Raw genomic sequence first — 17,816 nt, 5'->3', positions numbered from 1 at the left:
CCTTTTTTGTGGGGGGGTGATCGTGCTCAGGCGGAGCGCAGGAAACGATGGACAGCCACGGCCCGGGCCGTGAAGGCGCCGCTGAAGAAGCCGAAGGCGGCGCTCACGATGGCGATGAACCAGGACTCCTGCAGCACATGGGCGCCCATGCCCGCCGCGAAACCCAGGCCGAACTTGGTCATGAAGATGCCCATCATCAGGCCCATCGGCACCCAGCTGCCGGGCATGCGCACGGCCTCATCACTTTCGCGCGCCAGGCCTCGCGGCGCAAACGCCGGGCCGCCCAGCACGGCGGCGGCGGCGAGACCCGCGGCCCAGGCCAGCACGGCCACCAGGCCCATGCCGAAGGCCGTCGCGACGCCGGCCAGGGAGAGAACCAGCATGGCGATGGCCACCTTGGCGAGGGTGGCGGGCCGCACCGTGCGGTCCAGCGACTGGCGATAGCCCAGGGCCAGCAGCACGGCGAGGATGACGAAGGGCCAGGCGGGGACGGTGGGGTGCATGGTGGGCTCCTGATGGCGTTGCGATGCCCCGCACTGTGCGGATGCCGGGCCTTGGCCGCGACCGCGCTGCGACGAATCGACAGCGCGAGGCGGGAACAGCAAGCAGGAGCCGCGAACGGCGTCAGAACTCGTCGGCTTCGCGCTGCTGGGGCTGGTTCCGCTCAAACACCCACGCGCCGCCCTCGGCGCGACCGCGCAGCAGGCGCGCATGGCGGCCGCCAAAGCTGCGGTCATCGCAGGCATGGAAGGCGGTCCAGGCGACCGTGTAGCGGATGGCGATGTCGGCGGCCGATGCCTCGACCCCGGTCACGGCAACGCCCGCGAGCTGGGCGAGTTCGTCGAACTCGACGACGCTGAGGTCCAGGGCGGGATCGAGGCTGCCGCTGGCCAGCAGCGCCTCGAAATGGCCGCGTAGATCCACGCCCGGCGCGGGCATGCTCACGCGGATGGCATCAGCCACTCAGCTCAGCACGACACGCGCGAACTTGCGCTTGCCGACCTGCAGCCTGTGCTCGCCAGCGTCCAGCTTCAGTCCCTTGTCGGAAATGACCTCTCCCGAGTGGCGCACGCCACCCTGCTCGATCATGCGCAAGCCTTCGCTCGTGGATGCGACCAGGCCGGCTGCCTTCAGCAGTTGAGCGATGCCCATGGGGGCGCCGCTGAGCTGTACTTCGGGAGCATCGTCCGGGAAACCACCGCGCGAGCGGTTGATGAAGTCCTGCTCCGCCGCATCGGCCGCCGCCGCGCTGTGGAAGCGCGCCGTGATCTCCTTGGCCAGCGCGACCTTGGCGTCCTTGGGGTTGCGGCCACCCTCGACCTCGGCCTTCAGCGCCGCGATCTCGGCGATGGACTTGAAGGACAGCAGCTCGTACCACTTCCACATCTGCACGTCGCTGATCGACAGGATCTTGGCGAACATGGTGTTGGCCGGCTCGGTGATGCCGATGTAGTTGTTCTTGGACTTGGACATCTTCTCGACGCCGTCCAGGCCCTCCAGCAGCGGCATGGTCAGGATGCACTGCGGCTCCTGGCCGTATTCCTGCTGCAGGTGGCGGCCCATCAGCAGGTTGAACTTCTGGTCGGTGCCGCCCAGCTCCAGGTCGGCCTTCAGCGCCACCGAGTCATAGCCCTGCATCAGCGGGTAGAGGAACTCGTGCACCGAGATCGGCGTCTGGGCGGCGAAACGCTTGGTGAAGTCGTCGCGCTCCATCATGCGGGCAACGGTGTACTTGGCCGCCAACTGGATCAGGCCGGCCGCACCCAGCGGCTCGCTCCACTCGGAGTTGTAACGAATCTCGGTGCGGGCCGGGTCCAGCACCAGCCTGGCCTGGGCGTAATAGGTCTCGGCGTTGGCCTGGATCTGTTCCTTGGTGAGCGGCGGGCGGGTGGCGTTGCGGCCCGAGGGGTCGCCGATCAGCGAGGTGAAGTCGCCGATCAGGAAAATGACCTGGTGGCCGAGGTCCTGCAGCTGGCGCATCTTGTTCAGCACCACCGTGTGGCCGACGTGGATGTCGGGCGCCGTCGGGTCCAGGCCCAGCTTGATGCGCAGCGGCACGCCCGTGGCGGCCGAGCGGGCCAGCTTTTTCGTCCACTCCGCCTCCGGCAGCAGCTCATCCACGCCGCGGCGCGTGACGGCCAGCGCCTCCAGGACGGCATCGGTGATGGGGAATTTCGCGGCGTCGGACATGGGCGTCTCGGGCGGCCCGTCTTTACACGGGCTTTCTGTTAAGTAGTTGATCCATCGGGGTTAACCGGCATGCCGGGTAGGACAAAGCCGTTAGAATTCACCCTTCGTTTTGGGGGTGTTGTATCAACAACACAACCAATCCAGGGATTTTAAGGGCCGCCCACGAGCGGCCTGCGCGTGGAACCGGCTCGGCCGGGATTGCCCCAGCGACAACCCCGGGAATACCGAGAGTGACCGTTCAGATCCGTCTTCAGCAACTCCAAGCCAGCCTGCAGCATGCCGAGGCCTTTGCCGCCCGTCATCCGCGCACGCTGACGGCCACCGTCGTCGGCCTGCTGAGCTGCTTTGCCGTGACCGCCTTCGGCATTGCGCCGCTGGCCCCCGATGCCGCCGAGCTGCCCAAGCGCACCCTGGTGGAAACCGTCGCCACGCCCGATATCGAGAGTCAACTCGATGAGCTGGCCGCCAATGCCATCGGCCTGACCCGCGCCGAGGCCACCCGCTCCAGCGACACCCCCGACAGCCTGCTCAAGCGTGCCGGCGCCTTCGATCCGGCTGCCGCCGCCTTCTTGCGCACCGACTCGCTGGGCCGCCGCGTGCTGCAGGGCCGCGCCGGCAAGATGGTCCACCTGACGGCGGATGCTTCGGGCCAGGTGCAGCAGATCGTCGTGCGCTTCCCGGCCGAGAAGGTCGAGCAGCAGGGGAGTCACTTCACCCGGCTGACCATCAGCCGCGTCGGCGCCCGCTTCGCCGCCCGCACCGAGACGGCGCCGCTGCAGGCCCAGGTCGCCCTGGGCAGCGGCAGCATCCGCACCTCGCTGTTCGCCGCGACGGATGACGCCAACATTCCCGACGCCATCGCCTCGCAGATGGCCGACATGTTCTCCGGCGACATCGACTTCCACCGCGAACTGCGCAAGGGCGACCGCTTCAGCATCGTCTACGAGACGCTGACGGCCGATGGCGAGCCCATCACCTGGGACGGCGGCGTCGGCCGCCTGCTGGCCGGCGAGTTCACGAACAACGGCCGCACCTACTCAGCCGTCTATTTCAAGGACAGCGCCACCGGCAAGAGCAGCTTCTTCGGCTTCGACGGCACGAGCAAGCGCCGCGCCTTCCTGGCCAGCCCGATGGAGTTCTCGCGCATCACCAGCGGCTTCGCGATGCGCCTGCATCCCATCCACAACACCTGGCGCCAGCACAACGGCGTCGACTACGGCGCGCCGACCGGCACGGCCGTGCGCTCTGTGGGTGATGGCTTGGTCGAGATGGCCGGCTGGCAGAACGGTTTCGGCAATGTCGTGCAGGTGCGCCACAACGGCGACCGCAGCACGGTCTACGCCCACCTGAGCAAGATCGACGTCAAGAAGGGCCAGCGCATCGAGCAGGGCCAGCGCGTCGGCGCCGTCGGCTCGACCGGCTGGGCTACCGGCCCGCATCTGCACTTCGAGTTCCGCGTCGGCGGCCGCCACATGGACCCGCGCACCATCGCGAAGGCGTCCGAGGCCATCACGCTGCCGGGCTACGCCAAGTCGCAGTTCCTGCAGACCGTCGCCAGCGTCAAGACCCAGCTGGCCGTGGCCGAGACCATGGATGGCGTCTCTGCCGCCGACTGAAGACTCCCAGCTCTATATCGGGCTGATGTCGGGCACTTCGCTCGACGGTGTCGATGCGGTGCTCTTCGATGGCCAGGCGGTGCTGGGCCATGTCCATGCGCCCTTCGCACCCGCACTGCGCGACGAACTGCTGGCGCTGAACGCACCCGGCCCCGACGAACTCCACCGCGCGGCCCTGGCCGCCAACGGCGTGGCACGCAGCTATGCCGATGTCACCGCCCAGCTGCTGGAGGCCACCGGCACGCTGCGCACGCAGGTCGCCGCCCTCGGCGCCCACGGCCAGACGGTGCGCCACAACCCCGCCGGCTTTGATGGCTACACGACGCAGTTGCTGAATGGCGCCCTGCTGGCCGAGCAGGCCGGCATTGACGTGGTCTGCGATCTGCGCAGCCGCGATGTCGCCGCCGGCGGCCAGGGCGCGCCCCTGGTGCCTGCCTTCCATCGCGCGGCCTTTGCCACCCAGGGGCAGGACGTCGCCGTGCTCAATCTCGGTGGCATCGCCAATCTCAGCCTGCTGTTCGCCGATGGGCGGACGGGCGGCTTCGACACCGGCCCGGCCAATTGCCTGATGGACGGCTGGATCGCCCAGCATCGCAGCCAGGCCTTCGACGCCGATGGCGCCTGGGCCAGCACCGGCCGCGTACTGCCCGAACTGCTGGCCGCCCTGCTGGCTGAACCCTGGTTCGCGCTGGCGCCGCCCAAGAGCACGGGCCGCGACCTCTTCCATGCCGGCTGGCTGGAAGCAAGGCTGTCGCCCGGCCAGGCGCCCGAGGACGTGCAGGCCACTTTGCTGGAGCTGACGGCACGCAGCGTTGCCGATGCGCTCAAGGCCGGGATGCCCGCTGCCGCTGCGCTGATCGCCTGCGGCGGCGGCGCGCGCAATGGGCGGCTGATGCAGCGCCTGGGCGAATTGCTGCCCGGCATTGCCATCGAGAGCAGCGCCCAGCATGGCCTGCCGGTCGATCAGGTCGAGGCGGCCGCCTTCGCCTGGCTGGCGATGTGCTTCAAAACAAAACGGCCGGGCAATCTGCCGGCCGTTACGGGAGCCGCGGGGCCGCGGCTCTTGGGTTGCTTGTACCCGGCCTGATCAGACCGAGAAGCTCGAACCGCAGCCGCAGGTCGTCGTGGCGTTCGGGTTCTTGATGACGAACTGGGCGCCCTGCAGGTCTTCCTTGTAGTCGATCTCGGCGCCCATCAGGTACTGCAGGCTCATCGAGTCGATCAGCAGCGTCACGCCGTTCTTCTGCATCTGCGTGTCGTCTTCGTTGACGGCCTCATCGAAGGTGAAGCCGTACTGGAAGCCGGAGCAGCCGCCGCCCTGCACGAAGACACGCAGCTTCAGGTCCGGGTTGCCTTCCTCGGCCACCAGGTCGCGCACCTTGTCAGCGGCGCTGTCGGTGAACACCAGGGGCACGGGGATGTCGGCGGAGACGGGGGTATCAAGCACGGCGCTCATGGCGAGGCTCCTGTGAATCTGTCCGGAGAGACGAATATGGGGATTGTCGGCGCAAAAACAAAAGGCCGCTTGGAGCGGCCTTTTGTGTCCAAAGCGTATGAATTAACGCTTCGAGAACTGCTTCCTGCGACGGGCGCCGTGCAGACCGACCTTCTTACGCTCGACTTCACGCGCGTCACGCGTGACGAAGCCGGCGCGGCTCAGTTCGGGCTTGAGGGCTGCGTCGTAGTCGATCAGCGCGCGGGTGATGCCCAGGCGCAGGGCGCCGGCTTGGCCGGATTCGCCACCACCGTGCACGTTCACCTTGATGTCGAAGGCTTCACCATTGTTCGTCAGCAGCAGGGGCTGCTTGGCGATCATGATGGAAGTCTGACGACCGAAGTAAGCGTCGATGGTCTTGCCGTTGACGATGATCTGGCCCGTGCCCTTCTTGATGAAGACGCGAGCAACCGACGACTTGCGGCGACCAGTACCGTAATTCCAATTTCCGATCATGGCCGTTCCTTAGATCTCGAGAGCCTTGGGCTGCTGGGCGGTGTGCGGGTGCGAGGGACCTGCATAAACCTTCAGCTTCTTGACCATGGCGTAACCCAGCGGGCCCTTGGGCAGCATGCCCTTGACGGCCTTTTCCAGCGCGCGGCCGGGGTGCTTGGCTTGCATGTCCTTGAACTTCGTGGCGTAGATGCCGCCAGGGAAGCCCGAGTGACGGTAGTACACCTTGTCGGTGGCCTTGTTGCCAGTGACACGGAGCTTGTCGGCGTTGACGATGACAATGAAATCACCGGTGTCGACGTGAGGCGTGTAGATGGCCTTGTGCTTGCCGCGCAAACGGAGTGCCACTTCGCTGGCAACACGTCCGAGCACCTTGTCGGTGGCGTCAATCACAAACCACTCGTGCGTCACTTCGGCCGGCTTGGCGCTGAAGGTCTTCATGAGAGTAGCTTTCGCTGTGCCGACCCCTCTGTTGAGAAGCCGGCGATGTATGGCTGAAACTTCTTCCCACCTCGGTGCTGTGTCTGATGCACAGCCTCTCGGCGGGGTTCTTTCCCGCAGCCTTTTGACGGAAAAGCCCACGAGTGTACCAGCGACGCCAGTGGTTTGGAAAGGATCAACGCGTTAACCTTCGCATACCTGCAGGCCCTGCCATGCCCAAGCCCCCGCCCGCCGACCCCTCCACCCCGCCCGCCGAGCTCACGGCGGACTGGGATCACGAGCTGTCGGCCTTCGGCCCCGACCCGAATGCGCCGGTCACTGCGCCCGCCGAGGCGCCCGGCCCGCTGGCCAGCGCACGCGCCGCGCTGGAGAGGCTGTCAACCTGGGTGCCCATCCGCTCCCTGGCCCGGCGCCATCGCCGCCGCATCATCGAGCACCTGCTGGCGCTGGAGCCGCACGACCGCTATCTGCGTTTCGGCTACCCGGCCTCCGACGAGCAGATCCGCAAATATGCGCTGAGCATCGATTTCGCCCGCGACGAGGTGCTGGGCATCTTCAACCGCCGCCTGCAGCTGATTGCCCTGGCCCACCTGGCCTATGCACAGCCGCTGTCCGGCACCGAATCCGACCGCGCGATGGCCGAGTTCGGCGTTTCGGTGCTGCCGCAGTCGCGCAGCCGGGGGCTGGGCCGGCGGCTTTTCGACGCCGCGGCCCTGCACGCCCGCAACCGGGGCATCGACACCCTGTTCATCCATGCGCTGAGCGAGAACCGGCCCATGCTGCGCATCGCTGCGGCGGCCGGCGCTCTCGTCGAGCGCGATGGCGGGGAGTCCGCGGCCTATCTGCGCCTGCCGCCTGAGTCCTTCAGTTCGCAGGTCGAGCAGGCCCTGGAGCGTCATCTGGGTGAACTGGACTTCCAGTTCAAGCGTCAGGCCCAGGTGCTCAGCGGGTTCGTCGACAGCGTGGCCGAGGTCAAGGCCCATTTCGAATCGTCAGGTCGCGCCGCCAAGGAATAAATGACCGGCTGACGATCGTTTGCAAGACGCCCTGCTCCCTCAGGCGCGGGGGAATCGGGACTAGCGAGTAATGTCTTTTAGGGACGTTGCGCTACATTGACCGTCCATTGCGCCGCGAATCCAACAGGTCGGCGTCATCCGCCGAAATCCCTGAGGGATATGCCGTACGCCATCTATTGGATCGCCGCGCTGGCTGTTTGCGTGCTGGGTCTGGCCATCAGCCTGATCTGGGCGCTGCGTCGCCCCGCGTACGCCAATAAAGGCCTGCCAGCGGAGTGGTCACTCACGGCACGGCCGGTGTTCACGACTGACGAGCGGCGCGTCTTCCGCCTCTTGCGCGAGGCCCTGCCCCATCACGTCGTGCTGTCCAAGCTGCCGCTGGTGCGCTTTTGCCAGCCGACCGAGGCCAAAGAGGTCCGCTACTGGTTCGACCTCCTCGGCGCCTCCCATGTGACCTTCGCCGTCTGCAGCCCCAATGGCCGCGTGCTGGCCGCCATCGACCTCGAGGGCGAACGCGGCGTCACGCCGCGCAACCTGCAGATCAAGCATGCCGTGCTGTCCGCCTGCCGCGTGCGCTATCTGCGCTGCGCCATGGACCAACTCCCCAGCGTCGCCGAATTGCAGCTGCTCGTGCCGCAGAGCAGCAATTCGCGCGGCCCGCTGCCCGCGCCGGCCGCAACATCCAGCCTGTCGCGCCGCCGCACGAGCAGCAGCGAGGATGAGTTCGGCAGCGATTGGGGTCAGTTCTCCCAGCCCCTGCCGCTGTGGCAGGACGCTGGCGTCTTCGGCGGCAACGACGGCTATGGCGATCGGGACCGCGAGCGCGAGCGCCACCACGCCCGCATGCCCGCCCAGCCCGCGCCGCAACACCAACCGCAGCGCCGCTTGCCCCAGCGCAACCTGGACACAGCGCGCTACAACCCGCGCAGCCTGCCTGTGCTGGATGACGCCGACGAGGAAGCCATGATGGACGACATCGTCGGTGTCGTCGTCGACGCGCCCCGCTACGCCACGCAGCGTCCGCGACGCTGACAGCCTGCACCGGCGACACTCGCCGGATGCCTCACGCGACCCCTGACCTCAGCTTCGGCGACCTCACGCCGGAGTTCATGCTCGACGCCCTCGATGCCGCCGGCCTGCGCGCCGACGGCCGGCTGCTGCAGCTCAATTCCTTCGAGAACCGCGTGCTGATGCTGCATCTGGAGGATGCCCAGTTTGGCAGTTCGGCCGCCGTCGCCAAGTTCTACCGCCCGGCGCGCTGGAGCGATGCGCAGATCCTGGAAGAGCACGCCTTCGCCGCCGAACTGGCTGCCGCCGAGGTGCCCGTCGCCGCGCCGTGGCCGCTGGACGGCGGCTCCACCCTCTTCCATTACCAGGGCCAGCGCCTGGCCGTCACGCCGCGCCAGGGCGGCCGCGGGCCGGAACTGGAAGACCCCGAGGTGCTGCGCTGGATCGGCCGGCTGCTGGCCCGCCTGCATGGTGTCGGCCGCCAGAAGCCCTTTGCCGAGCGCCTGGGCTGGGCCAGCGCCGCGCCGGCTCAGATGGCGCGTGATTGGCTGATGGCCAATGACGCCATTCCGCCGGAGATCGCATCCAGCTGGGACGACGCCGCACGCCGCTGCATCGACGCCATCCAGGCCGCCTTCGACAGCCTGCCCGACCTGCAGCTCACGCGGCTGCACGGCGACTGCCACCCCGGCAACATCCTGTGGACGCCCGACCGCGGCCCGCATTTCGTCGACCTCGACGACGCCGTGACCGGCCCGGTCGTGCAGGACCTGTGGATGCTGCTGCCTGGTTCCGGTGAAGAGCCCGATGCCGCCCGACGCCTGCTGAATGCCGTGCTGGACGGCTACGAGCAGATCGCCGAGTTCGACGACCGCGAACTGCGCCTCATCGAGCCGCTGCGCACCATGCGCATGATCCACCACAGCGCCTGGCTGGCGCGCCGCTGGGGCGACCCGGCCTTCCCGCTGGCCTTCCCCTGGTTCGGCACGCCCAATTACTGGCTGGACCAGGTCGCCAAGCTGCGCGAGCAGCTGGAAGCCATGAAGCCCAAGGACGCGCCACCGACCCTCGCCCGCGACGAGGACGTCGTGGACTTCGACGGCGACGGCTTCTCCTAACGCCAGGTGGCTGGCGTCTCGTTGGTCGCCACCCTCACATCGGCGCGGCTGGCGTCCAGCGGACGGATCTCCATCGTCAGGCCGAACTGCAGGCAGGGGTTCTCGGCGGCGATGGCCGCGGCCTGCTCCAGTGTCTCGGCGACGATGAACCAGTAGCCGCCGACCCACTCCTTGGTCTCGGCAAAGGGGCCGTCGGTGATGAGGTTCTTGCCGACGACGCGGCAGCCCGGCTCCAGGCGGCTGCCAGGCTTGAGCCGCCCCTGGGCCAGGCCCCGCTCGTACCAGACATAGAAGGCGTCGATGGCGGCCTGCACGGCCTGCGGGCTGGCCTCGGCATCCCACTGGCCGCGGGACAGCACCAGATAGTCATTCATCGGCATCGAGGCATCTCCTGGAAAGTGGGGCGCATCATCAGGGCAAGGGGCTGGTCAGCACCAGTGCATAGCCATCGGGGTCGCGCAGCCAGAACTCCCAGTTGCCGTTCTCGCTCCAGCGCCTGGGCCTGACGACCTCGGCACCCAGGCCCTCGGCCCGCGCGACGGCGGCGTCAAAGTCCGCCAGCTCGAACCACAGCAGCACGCCATTGCCGGGCGGCAGGGCCGGGTCGCCGAGCGGGCCATGGTCGTGGCCAACGTCCCAGCGGTGCAGTTGCAGCACCAGGCGCCCGCCAGCGTCGTTGATGCGCTCGTACTCGTCGCCGCCATGGCCGCTGTGGGCGCCCAGCAGGCGTTGGTACCAGCGGCTGCTGGCGAGCACGTCGCGGACGCAGATCAGCGGGGCGAGTTGCATGGAAGCTCTCCTGAGCAGGCGTGAAATGCTGGCGGCCGAGTCGGAATCATAAGCAGAAAATACTGGATATACATACAGTATTGTGGTCTCATTCAAGCTCCCGTTTCTTCCCCGCTTCGCTTGCTCCGGCCATGCTGCCCGCCTCTGCCGCCCCTCCTGTCCAGCCCCTTTCGTCGGGCCATCTGGCGCCTTCCACTGCGGCGGGCCGGCTGGTGCTGGAGCCGCATCTGGAAGGCCGGCTGTGGCGCGGCAGCAGCCTGAGCCCCAGCGTCGACCCCAGCCTGCCCAGCGGCTTTGAAGCGCTGGACGCCGAGCTGCCCGGCGGTGGCTGGCCCCGGCGCGCCGTCACCGAACTGCTGACAGCGCAGCCCGGCGTGCTGGAGTGGCGGCTGCTGGCGCCGGGCCTGCAAGGCTGGTGGCAGGCCCAGTCTCTGCCCGTGGCCGCCAGCCCCGGCCGCCGCCAACGCACCGCTGCGCCGGGCCTGCGCTCGCTGCTGCTTATCAACCCGCCCCACACCCCGCATCTGCCGGGCCTGCAGGCCCTGGGGCTGCCGCCGTCGGCACTGATCTGGGTGTCGGCCGACACACCCGCCCAGCAGCTCTGGGCCGCCGAGCAGGCCATCAAGTCGCGCGTGGCCGTGCTGGCCTGGCTGCCCGAGGCACGGCCCGAGCAGATCCGCCGCCTGCAGGTCAGCGCCCTGAGCTCGGACGCCCCCGCCTTCCTGGTAAGGCCGGAACACGTCAGCCAGCAATCTTCGGCCTCGCCCCTGCGCCTGGTCGTGCGGCCGGGCGAAGGCTGGAGCCTGGACGTGCACCTGCTCAAGCGCCGTGGCCCCGCTCACGAGGGCTGGCTGGCCCTGCAGGCCGTGCCGGGCGAGGTCGCGCCCCTGCTGACGGCGGCCAAGCGCAAGCCCCTGCCCGCACCGCTGCCGGTTCCCGCGCCAGAACCGGCCAGCCCTTCGACGGAGCGCCCCCATGCGCTGGCTCGCCCTGTGCTGCACGCCTGATGCCCAAGGAAACGCCGGGCCGCCCCCAGTTTCCTTGCCCCCCTCGGGGGGCGGGCAGGGCTCGGCCCTGCTCTGGGGGTCAACAAATCACATCGGCGATGTCGACGCCCTGGGCTGGCTGGCGCTGAGCTTCACGCCGCGCGTCGCGCGGCTGGAGGAGGCCGTCGTTGCCGAGGTGTCCACCAGCCTGAGGCTGTTCCGCGGCGCACGCGCCCTGCGCCAGCGGCTGCAGCAGCAGGCGGCGCAGGCCGGCCTGGCCCTGGGCCCCATGGCCTGGGCGCAGACGGCCCTGGGCGCGCTGGCGCTGGCACGCTGTGCCGACGCCACGCCCGGCTCCTTGAGCGAACGCCTGGACGCTCTGCCCCTGTCGGCACTGACAGCGGCCCACACCCACCACGCCATGCTGGCCCGCCTGGGCTGCACCCGCCTGGGCGAGCTGCGCCGGCTGCCGCGGCCGGCCCTGGCCCGGCGCTTCGGCCCGGCCCTGCTGAAGGCACTCGATCAGGCCTATGGCGACCTGCCCGAGGTGCACGAATGGCTGAGCCTGCCCGACCAGTTCGACGCGCGGCTGGAGCTGCCCTATCGCGTCGAGCATGCGCCCGTGCTGCTGCATTTCGCCGAGGTGCTGCTGCGCCAGCTCTGCGCCTTCCTTGCCGCCCGCCACGCCGGCGTGCGGGCGCTGCGCCTGTCCTGGCAGCACGACGCCATGCGCGCCCGCGACGTGGCCGGCAGCGGCGAGATCGACATCGCCACCGCCGACACGACGCGCGACCTGCCGCGCCTGACGCGCCTGCTCGGCGAGCACCTCGCCCGCACCGAGCTGCCGGCACCCGCCGGCGAGATCCGCCTCAGCGCCGACAGCGTCCTGCCGCTGCAGGAAGGCAGCGTCAGCCTGCTGCCCGGCCCCAGCGACCCGGCCGAGCGCACGACGACGAATGCGCTGCTGGAGCGGCTGTCCGTGCGCCTGGGGGCCGACCATGTGCGCGAGGGCCGGCTGCGCGAAGACCATCGCCTGGACCAGATGCAAAGCTGGCAGGCCTGGCCCGCGCCGCCGGCGCCCGCGTCGCGCCGCCCCTGCGGTCCCCAGCCCACCTGGCTCGTCCAGCCGCCGCGGCCGCTGCGCTCCGATGCGCGTGAACAGCCGACCTACTGCGGCCCCCTGACCCTCATCAGCGGCCCGCATCGCGTCGAGGCCGGCTGGTGGGAAGGGCACAGCGGCATGCAGGCACGCGACTACTTCGTCTACCGCAGCGACTCGCGCGGCCTGCTGTGGGTCTATCACGAGCGGCCTTCTTCCACCCCATCCGCCTCCCCGGGCTGGTTTCTTCATGGAGTGTTCGCATGAGCGCAGCGCAGGGCCGCCCCAAGCAAGCTCACTCCCGCTTGGCGGGACAGGCCGCAGGCCGAAGGGTGCACCAATGACGCCTCCCATGTCCGACCGAGACGAGAGACTGGCGATGCTGCGTGAGCAAGGCATCGCCTCTGAGGCCGAGCTGCGACGGGCGGCGGATGGTGGGCGGCCATCTCCGTTTCCCGGTTCAGGCGGCGAGCTGCCAGGCTACGCCGAGCTGCATTGCCTGTCGGCCTTCAGCTTCCTGCGCGGCGCCTCGGAGCCGTCCGAACTGGTGGAGCGCGCGGTCGAACTGGGCTACGAGGCCCTGGCCATCACCGACGAATGCTCACTGGCCGGTGTCGTGCGCGCGCACAAGCAACTGCGCGAGATGCGCGAGGCGGTGCATCACCAATTGAAGGAGGCCGCGAAAGAGGCGGGACTGCCCAGTGACGACATCGAGCAGCCCCAGCTGATGAAGCTGCTGATCGGCAGCGAATTCCTCGTCCGCGACGATGCTGGAACACCGCGCTTCAAGCTCGTGCTGATCGCGCAGAACCTCAACGGCTACGGCAATCTCAGCCAGTTCATCACCCGGCTGCGCCGGGCCAGCCCGGTCAAGGGCGAGTACACGCTGCATTGGCGCCAGCTCGCGCCCGACAAGCTGGGCGACTGCCTGGCCCTGCTCGTACTGCCGCGCGAGGCCCCCGATGCCGAGCTGGCACCAGCCGCGCATTGGGTGCTGCGCCATTTCTCCGGCCGCGCCTGGATCGCCGTCGAGCTGATGCGTGAAGCCAGCGACGCGCTGTGGCTGCAGCGCCTGCAGACCCTGTCCGAAGAAACCGCCCTGCCCCTGGTCGCCGCGGGCGATGTGCACTTCCATGTGCGCTCTCGCAAGTCGCTGCAGGACGTCATGACGGCGACCCGTCTGGGCCGCACGGTGGCCGAGTGCGGGTTTGATCTGCAACCCAATGCGGAGCGGCATCTGCGCAGCACCTACCGCATCTCGCGCGTGTATCCGGAGGCGTTGATGCGGGAGGCGCTGCAGGTGGCGGCGCGTTGCGAATTCAGCCTCAACGAGATCAAGTACCAGTACCCGAGCGAGGTCGTGCCCCCAGACACGACACCACGCAAGCACCTGCGCGCCCTGACTTACGAGGGCGCGGAAAAGCGCTGGCCATGGTCCAAGGGCGGCGTCCCCGACAAATGGAAATTCCGCATCGAGTACGAACTCGAACTGATCGAGGGCCTGGGCTACGAGCACTACTTCCTGACAGTCGCCGACACCGTGCGTTTTGCTCGCAGCATCGACATCCTCTGCCAGGGCCGCGGCTCGGCGGCCAACAGCATCGTCTGCTACTGCCTGCACGTCACGTCGGTGGATCCGGATCGCAGCACCTTGCTGTTCGAGCGCTTCATCAGCCGTGAGCGCAATGAGCCGCCCGACATCGACGTCGACTTCGAGCACGAGCGCCGTGAGGAGGTCATCCAGTACCTCTACGACAAATACGGCCGGGAGCGCGCTGCGCTGACCGCCGTCGTCATCTGCTACCGCCCCAAGAGCGCCATCCGCGACGTCGGCAAAGCGCTGGGCTTCAGCGAGGAGCAACTCGATGTGATGAGCCAGGACCACAGCGGCTGGTCCACCCAGGTGCTGCCCGAAGAGCACCGCGTCGAGCTGCTGCAGAAGCTCGGCATGGCCGAGGATGACCCGCGCCTGCTGCAGCTCATCACGCTGGGCCGCCAGCTCAATGGGCTGCCGCGGCATCTCTCCCAGCACGTCGGCGGCTTTGTGCTGACCGAGGGGCTGCTGGAGCGCCTCGTGCCCATCGAGAACGCGACGATGGAAAAACGCAGCGTCATCGAGTGGGACAAGGACGACATCGACGAGCTGCGCATGATGAAGGTCGACGTGCTGGCCCTGGGCATGCTCACGGCGATCAAGAAGTGCTTCGATCTCGTCAACCCGATGCGAGGCACCTGCATCGACCTGACCATCCCGGACAACGACACCGCCACCTACGACATGATCTGCAAGGCCGACACCATCGGCGTCTTCCAGATCGAATCACGCGCGCAGATGTCCATGCTGCCGCGGCTGCAGCCGCGCACCTACTACGACCTGGTGGTGGAGGTCGCGATCGTGCGGCCTGGCCCGATCGAAGGCGGCATGGTGCATCCGTATCTGAAGAACCGGCTGCTGCCCAAGGGTCAGATCAAGTACCCGAAGGAGGAATTGAGGGATGCCCTCGACCGAACCTGCGGGGTGCCCATCTTTCAAGAGCAGGTGATGCAGATCGCGATGATCGCGGCCAGTTTTTCTGCCGGCGAGGCTGACGAGCTGCGCCGCGCGATGGCCGCCTGGAAACGCCCCGGTGTGCTCGACAAGTACTACGACAAGGTCGTCAGCGGCATGCGCAAGAACGGCTACGAGGACGCCTTTGCCGAGAGCATCTTTCGCCAGATCAAGGGCTTCTCCTCCTACGGCTTCCCGGAGTCCCACGCCGCCAGCTTTGCCCTGCTGACCTATGTCAGCTCCTGGCTCAAATGCCACGAGCCCGCGGCCTTCCTGTGTGCGCTGCTGAACTCTCAGCCGCTGGGCTTCTACACGCCCAGTCAGCTGGTGCAGGACGCGCGCCGCCATCATATCGAGGTGCGCCCCATCGACGTGAATCACAGCAACAAGGACAGTACCCTTGAGCACCGCGACGGTGAATACCAGCCCGCCGTTCGCCTGGGCCTGCGCCTCGTCAGCGGCCTGGGCGACGAGGCGGCCGATCGCATCGAGCAGGCCCGCGCCCGCGACGGCGATTTCGCCCACCCGCAGGACCTTGCCTTCCGCGCCCGCCTGACCCAGCAGGACATGCAGCAACTCGCCGCCGCCGATGCGCTGACCTCACTCGCCGGCCACCGCCGCCAGCAGGTCTGGCAGGCGACGGCCCTGCACGCAGTCCCACAGCTGCTGCAGGGCAGCCTGCTGCCCGAGGACGACCTTGCCCTGCCGGCAGCCGCCGAGGGCGAGGAGGTACTGTGGGACTACGCCGCCACCGGCCTGACGCTGCGCCGCCACCCGCTCGCCCTGCTGCGCCCACGACTCGCGAAGGAAGGCCTGCTCAGCGCCCAGCAACTCGACGCCGTCAAGAGCGGCCGCCGCGCCAAGGCCTGCGGCATCGTCACCGGCCGCCAGAAGCCACAAACGGCCAAGGGCACCCTCTTCGTCACGCTGGAAGACGAGACCGGCAATGTGCAGGTCATCGTCTGGCCCAAGGTTTATGAGGAACACCGCGGCACCATCCTCGGCGCGCGGCTGCTGGCTGTCGAAGGCGTCTGGCAGCGCGGTGACGGGGATGTGCGGCATCTGCTGGCGCAGGGGTTCACCAATCTCAATCCGCTGCTGGGAAGGCTGCCGACGGAGAGTCGGGATTTCAGGTGAGGGGTGACCGAGCCTAGGAGAGACAGAAGCTGCCAATCGTGTGACAGCCATCGACGCGAAGCGGAAATCGGCGATTCCAGGGCAGGCCGTCGAAGAGCAGACGCTCAACGCGAAAGCTCAGCCACGGCCGTAGGCCGTCGGCAGAAGCGCCCGCTTAGGGCGGGATGGACTACCAAAGCACTGGTCCCTGATGAGGCCGAGCACCAGCTGACTTGAGCGCCAGCGGATTGCCGCCTAGGTACCAACCCACTGCGGCAAAAACTGGAACCACCGCAACTACGACGATGTTGCCGAAGCTCCAATACAGAGCCAACGCAAGCGCCAGGCCGACCAGAGCCGCCACGACAATGAACCGGGCAATGCGCCGGGGCGTGGCCTGCGGCAACGGGCGCTCATGCGATGCGCTTCGCATTGGCGGCAATTCATGAGGCGGGTAAAACGACATTGAAAGCCCAAATAGTCGGCGCTCAGCGGGCGGCGAAGCCTTCCGCTGCAGCAAAGGGTTGGGCAGCAGATTTACGGACCGCAAACGCGAGGAACTTGTACTCATCAGGAGCACTGCGACGCAATTCATCGATTCGTGATGCCGCTGGCTCGCCATCAATCAGCAACTCTTGGGGAACAACGAACTCGGTTGAATCAGGATTACCAAAGCCGACCCGCGCTCCGGCAGCAACGAGCTCTGATATGGCCGCGCCAATCTCAGCGTCGGATGGCGCCACAGTCATGGACGCGCGTGAAAAGCGTCCGGATGTGATGTGCCACATGAACACCAGGTCCCGCTTTGACTCGGCGATGAGATTAGAGATCCAGGTCATTGCGTGCGGAAGAGGTTGATGCCCAACGTCGGAGTTGACCGGCACGCTGCGGCAAGGCGCCGCGAGACGTACGCTCACCTGCACGGCTCGCGGCGCCTTGCCGCAGCGTGTCTGTGTCGAATGACTTGTTAGACCTCAATTCCTCATCTCCGGATCCGCGCCTTCCTGCGCGAGCACGGGCTCAATTACCTTTGGCTTGAACGATTCCACTTCGGCAGAGAACTCGTACGCCGAAGTGTTAAACAGCATGTCTTCAAGACCTTCTGGGGCCGGATACAACGTTTGGGCGTCAAGTCGAATGCTCTCAATCAGAGTCAGTACGTCATGCCGCAGCGTTGTCGATATGGGGTTCGCTCGGTCAAGCTCGAGAAAGATCTGGGCGTTGTGAAACCAAAAGTCGAGATCCTCAATCGACTCCCCTAGCTCAAGGTACTTCGCACGGAAACCGTTCTCAAAGCGAAAACCCAGGACGCTCTCAACAAAGTCTACACGGGGATCCATTGAGGTCTAACGATTTGAGCTAACCGGCGCGCCGCGGCGTGACGCCGCTGGGACAGAATGAAATGAGGCCGAGCGGTGGCATGCAGTGGCGCATCCGGTTCACCGAATGGTTAGGCCTCGCGGTCGCCATCATTCACGACCCAGAATGAACTACCAGTGTGGCTACGATCTACGAACAGATGATGATTCTTGTTCCTGATGGCGTCCACGGCGGCAATCGCGTCCGCAGCGGTCTTGCTATCGGGGTGAGTGCAAGCGGCGATGAGTGAAGGCAGTGCATCTTGGCGCAGGGAGTACGCCAACAGGCCGCAAGCTCGATAGCGAACAACCGTCGACTTGTCCTTCAAGGCGGCAAGGCCGAGTTGAAATGCTTCTTCACTTGCTCGTGCGTAGCGGATCGAGTGAAAGACGAGTGATGTTCGTCCTTGCCACTTCTTGAAGGACGCATACGCTTCCGCCAAGTAGGGTACTGCGGCGATGCCCAATGGTTTCAGTTCGAGCCACGCCAACTCCTCCGCAGACGTAGAGGCGGTGTCGAGACTGTTGACGGCGGCGCAGATTTGCTCTGGTGTCAATTGCGAGGCCTAACGTTGGCAGCAAG

General features: G+C 67.3%; 19 protein-coding genes. 8 read left to right on the top strand and 11 right to left on the bottom strand.

Annotation, left to right across the window (positions count from 1 at the left end; genetic code table 11):
* Positions 1-26: 26 nt before the first annotated feature.
* The 3 genes from AC07OY_RS01680 to tyrS form a co-directional block, all read right to left on the bottom strand.
* Positions 27-503: a DUF6622 family protein gene (locus tag AC07OY_RS01680; RefSeq protein WP_495040793.1), complete on the bottom strand. Its 477-nt coding sequence runs from the start codon at positions 501-503 to the stop codon at positions 27-29.
* A 121-nt stretch (positions 504-624) separates the two neighbouring features.
* Positions 625-963, bottom strand: coding sequence for a hypothetical protein (locus AC07OY_RS01675; RefSeq protein ID WP_495040792.1), 339 nt, complete (start codon positions 961-963; stop codon positions 625-627).
* Positions 964-2,190 carry a tyrosine--tRNA ligase gene (gene tyrS / locus AC07OY_RS01670; protein ID WP_495040791.1) on the bottom strand — a complete coding sequence of 409 codons (1,227 nt, stop codon included), beginning with the start codon at positions 2,188-2,190 and terminating at the stop codon, positions 964-966.
* A gap of 230 nt (positions 2,191-2,420) precedes the next feature.
* Here tyrS and AC07OY_RS01665 point away from each other — a divergent pair, with 230 nt between their 5' ends.
* Both AC07OY_RS01665 and AC07OY_RS01660 read left to right on the top strand, forming a co-directional pair.
* Positions 2,421-3,806, top strand: coding sequence for a M23 family metallopeptidase (locus AC07OY_RS01665; RefSeq protein WP_495040790.1), 1,386 nt, complete (start codon positions 2,421-2,423; stop codon positions 3,804-3,806).
* Entirely contained in the window at positions 3,784-4,893 is a 1,110-nt protein-coding gene (locus AC07OY_RS01660) for an anhydro-N-acetylmuramic acid kinase (protein ID WP_495040789.1), read from the top strand. The genes AC07OY_RS01665 and AC07OY_RS01660 overlap by 23 nt, the downstream gene beginning before the upstream one ends.
* Here AC07OY_RS01660 and erpA read toward each other — a convergent pair whose 3' ends face one another.
* The 3 genes from erpA to rplM form a co-directional block, all read right to left on the bottom strand.
* Positions 4,894-5,262, bottom strand: coding sequence for an iron-sulfur cluster insertion protein ErpA (gene erpA / locus AC07OY_RS01655; protein WP_495040788.1), 369 nt, complete (start codon positions 5,260-5,262; stop codon positions 4,894-4,896). It lies immediately after the preceding gene.
* A gap of 102 nt (positions 5,263-5,364) precedes the next feature.
* Positions 5,365-5,757, bottom strand: a complete 393-nt coding sequence (gene rpsI, locus AC07OY_RS01650) for a 30S ribosomal protein S9 (RefSeq protein ID WP_495040787.1) — start codon at positions 5,755-5,757, stop codon at positions 5,365-5,367.
* Between the two features lie 9 nt (positions 5,758-5,766).
* On the bottom strand, positions 5,767-6,195 hold the full coding sequence (gene rplM, locus AC07OY_RS01645; RefSeq protein WP_119043837.1) for a 50S ribosomal protein L13: 429 nt from the start codon (positions 6,193-6,195) through the stop codon (positions 5,767-5,769).
* Positions 6,196-6,407: 212 nt separating this feature from the next.
* On the opposite strand from rplM, the gene AC07OY_RS01640 reads away from it, so the two are divergent.
* The 3 genes from AC07OY_RS01640 to AC07OY_RS01630 all read left to right on the top strand — a co-directional run bounded on the left by AC07OY_RS01640 (position 6,408) and on the right by AC07OY_RS01630 (position 9,337).
* Positions 6,408-7,211: a GNAT family N-acetyltransferase gene (locus AC07OY_RS01640; RefSeq protein ID WP_495040786.1), complete on the top strand. Its 804-nt coding sequence runs from the start codon at positions 6,408-6,410 to the stop codon at positions 7,209-7,211.
* A 159-nt stretch (positions 7,212-7,370) separates the two neighbouring features.
* Positions 7,371-8,243 carry a DUF2726 domain-containing protein gene (locus AC07OY_RS01635; RefSeq protein ID WP_495040785.1) on the top strand — a complete coding sequence of 291 codons (873 nt, stop codon included), beginning with the start codon at positions 7,371-7,373 and terminating at the stop codon, positions 8,241-8,243.
* Between the two features lie 26 nt (positions 8,244-8,269).
* The gene (locus AC07OY_RS01630; protein ID WP_495040784.1) at positions 8,270-9,337 is read left to right on the top strand and encodes a serine/threonine protein kinase; all 1,068 of its coding nucleotides are present in this window, start codon (positions 8,270-8,272) and stop codon (positions 9,335-9,337) included.
* On the opposite strand, the gene AC07OY_RS01625 is transcribed toward AC07OY_RS01630, so the two are convergent.
* A complete protein-coding gene (locus AC07OY_RS01625; protein WP_495040783.1) occupies positions 9,334-9,717 on the bottom strand; it encodes a YciI family protein in 384 nt (127 codons plus the stop codon). The two genes, AC07OY_RS01630 and AC07OY_RS01625, sit on opposite strands and share 4 nt — an antisense overlap.
* Positions 9,718-9,748: 31 nt before the next feature.
* Positions 9,749-10,126: a VOC family protein gene (locus tag AC07OY_RS01620; protein ID WP_495040782.1), complete on the bottom strand. Its 378-nt coding sequence runs from the start codon at positions 10,124-10,126 to the stop codon at positions 9,749-9,751.
* A 131-nt stretch (positions 10,127-10,257) separates the two neighbouring features.
* Between AC07OY_RS01620 and AC07OY_RS01615 the strand changes: the two genes are divergently transcribed.
* From AC07OY_RS01615 to AC07OY_RS01605, 3 genes are all read left to right on the top strand, one after another.
* Positions 10,258-11,133: a translesion DNA synthesis-associated protein ImuA gene (locus AC07OY_RS01615; RefSeq protein WP_495040781.1), complete on the top strand. Its 876-nt coding sequence runs from the start codon at positions 10,258-10,260 to the stop codon at positions 11,131-11,133.
* Positions 11,134-11,167: 34 nt separating this feature from the next.
* Entirely contained in the window at positions 11,168-12,478 is a 1,311-nt protein-coding gene (locus AC07OY_RS01610; RefSeq protein WP_495040780.1) for a Y-family DNA polymerase, read from the top strand.
* Positions 12,479-12,563: 85 nt separating this feature from the next.
* On the top strand, positions 12,564-15,896 hold the full coding sequence (locus tag AC07OY_RS01605) for an error-prone DNA polymerase (RefSeq protein WP_495040779.1): 3,333 nt from the start codon (positions 12,564-12,566) through the stop codon (positions 15,894-15,896).
* Between the two features lie 467 nt (positions 15,897-16,363).
* On the opposite strand, the gene AC07OY_RS01600 is transcribed toward AC07OY_RS01605, so the two are convergent.
* From AC07OY_RS01600 to AC07OY_RS01590, 3 genes are all read right to left on the bottom strand, one after another.
* Positions 16,364-16,714, bottom strand: coding sequence for a hypothetical protein (locus AC07OY_RS01600; protein ID WP_495040778.1), 351 nt, complete (start codon positions 16,712-16,714; stop codon positions 16,364-16,366).
* Positions 16,715-16,849: 135 nt separating this feature from the next.
* A complete protein-coding gene (locus tag AC07OY_RS01595; protein WP_495040777.1) occupies positions 16,850-17,215 on the bottom strand; it encodes a hypothetical protein in 366 nt (121 codons plus the stop codon).
* A gap of 110 nt (positions 17,216-17,325) precedes the next feature.
* On the bottom strand, positions 17,326-17,790 hold the full coding sequence (locus AC07OY_RS01590) for a hypothetical protein (RefSeq protein WP_495040776.1): 465 nt from the start codon (positions 17,788-17,790) through the stop codon (positions 17,326-17,328).
* Between the last annotated feature and the right edge of the window lie 26 nt (positions 17,791-17,816).

The sequence above is a fragment of the Roseateles sp. GW821-FHT09H10 genome (genome assembly GCF_059415865.1).
The sequence above is the reverse complement of the archived record's forward strand: the minus strand, read 5'-3'. Positions and strand labels throughout refer to the sequence as shown.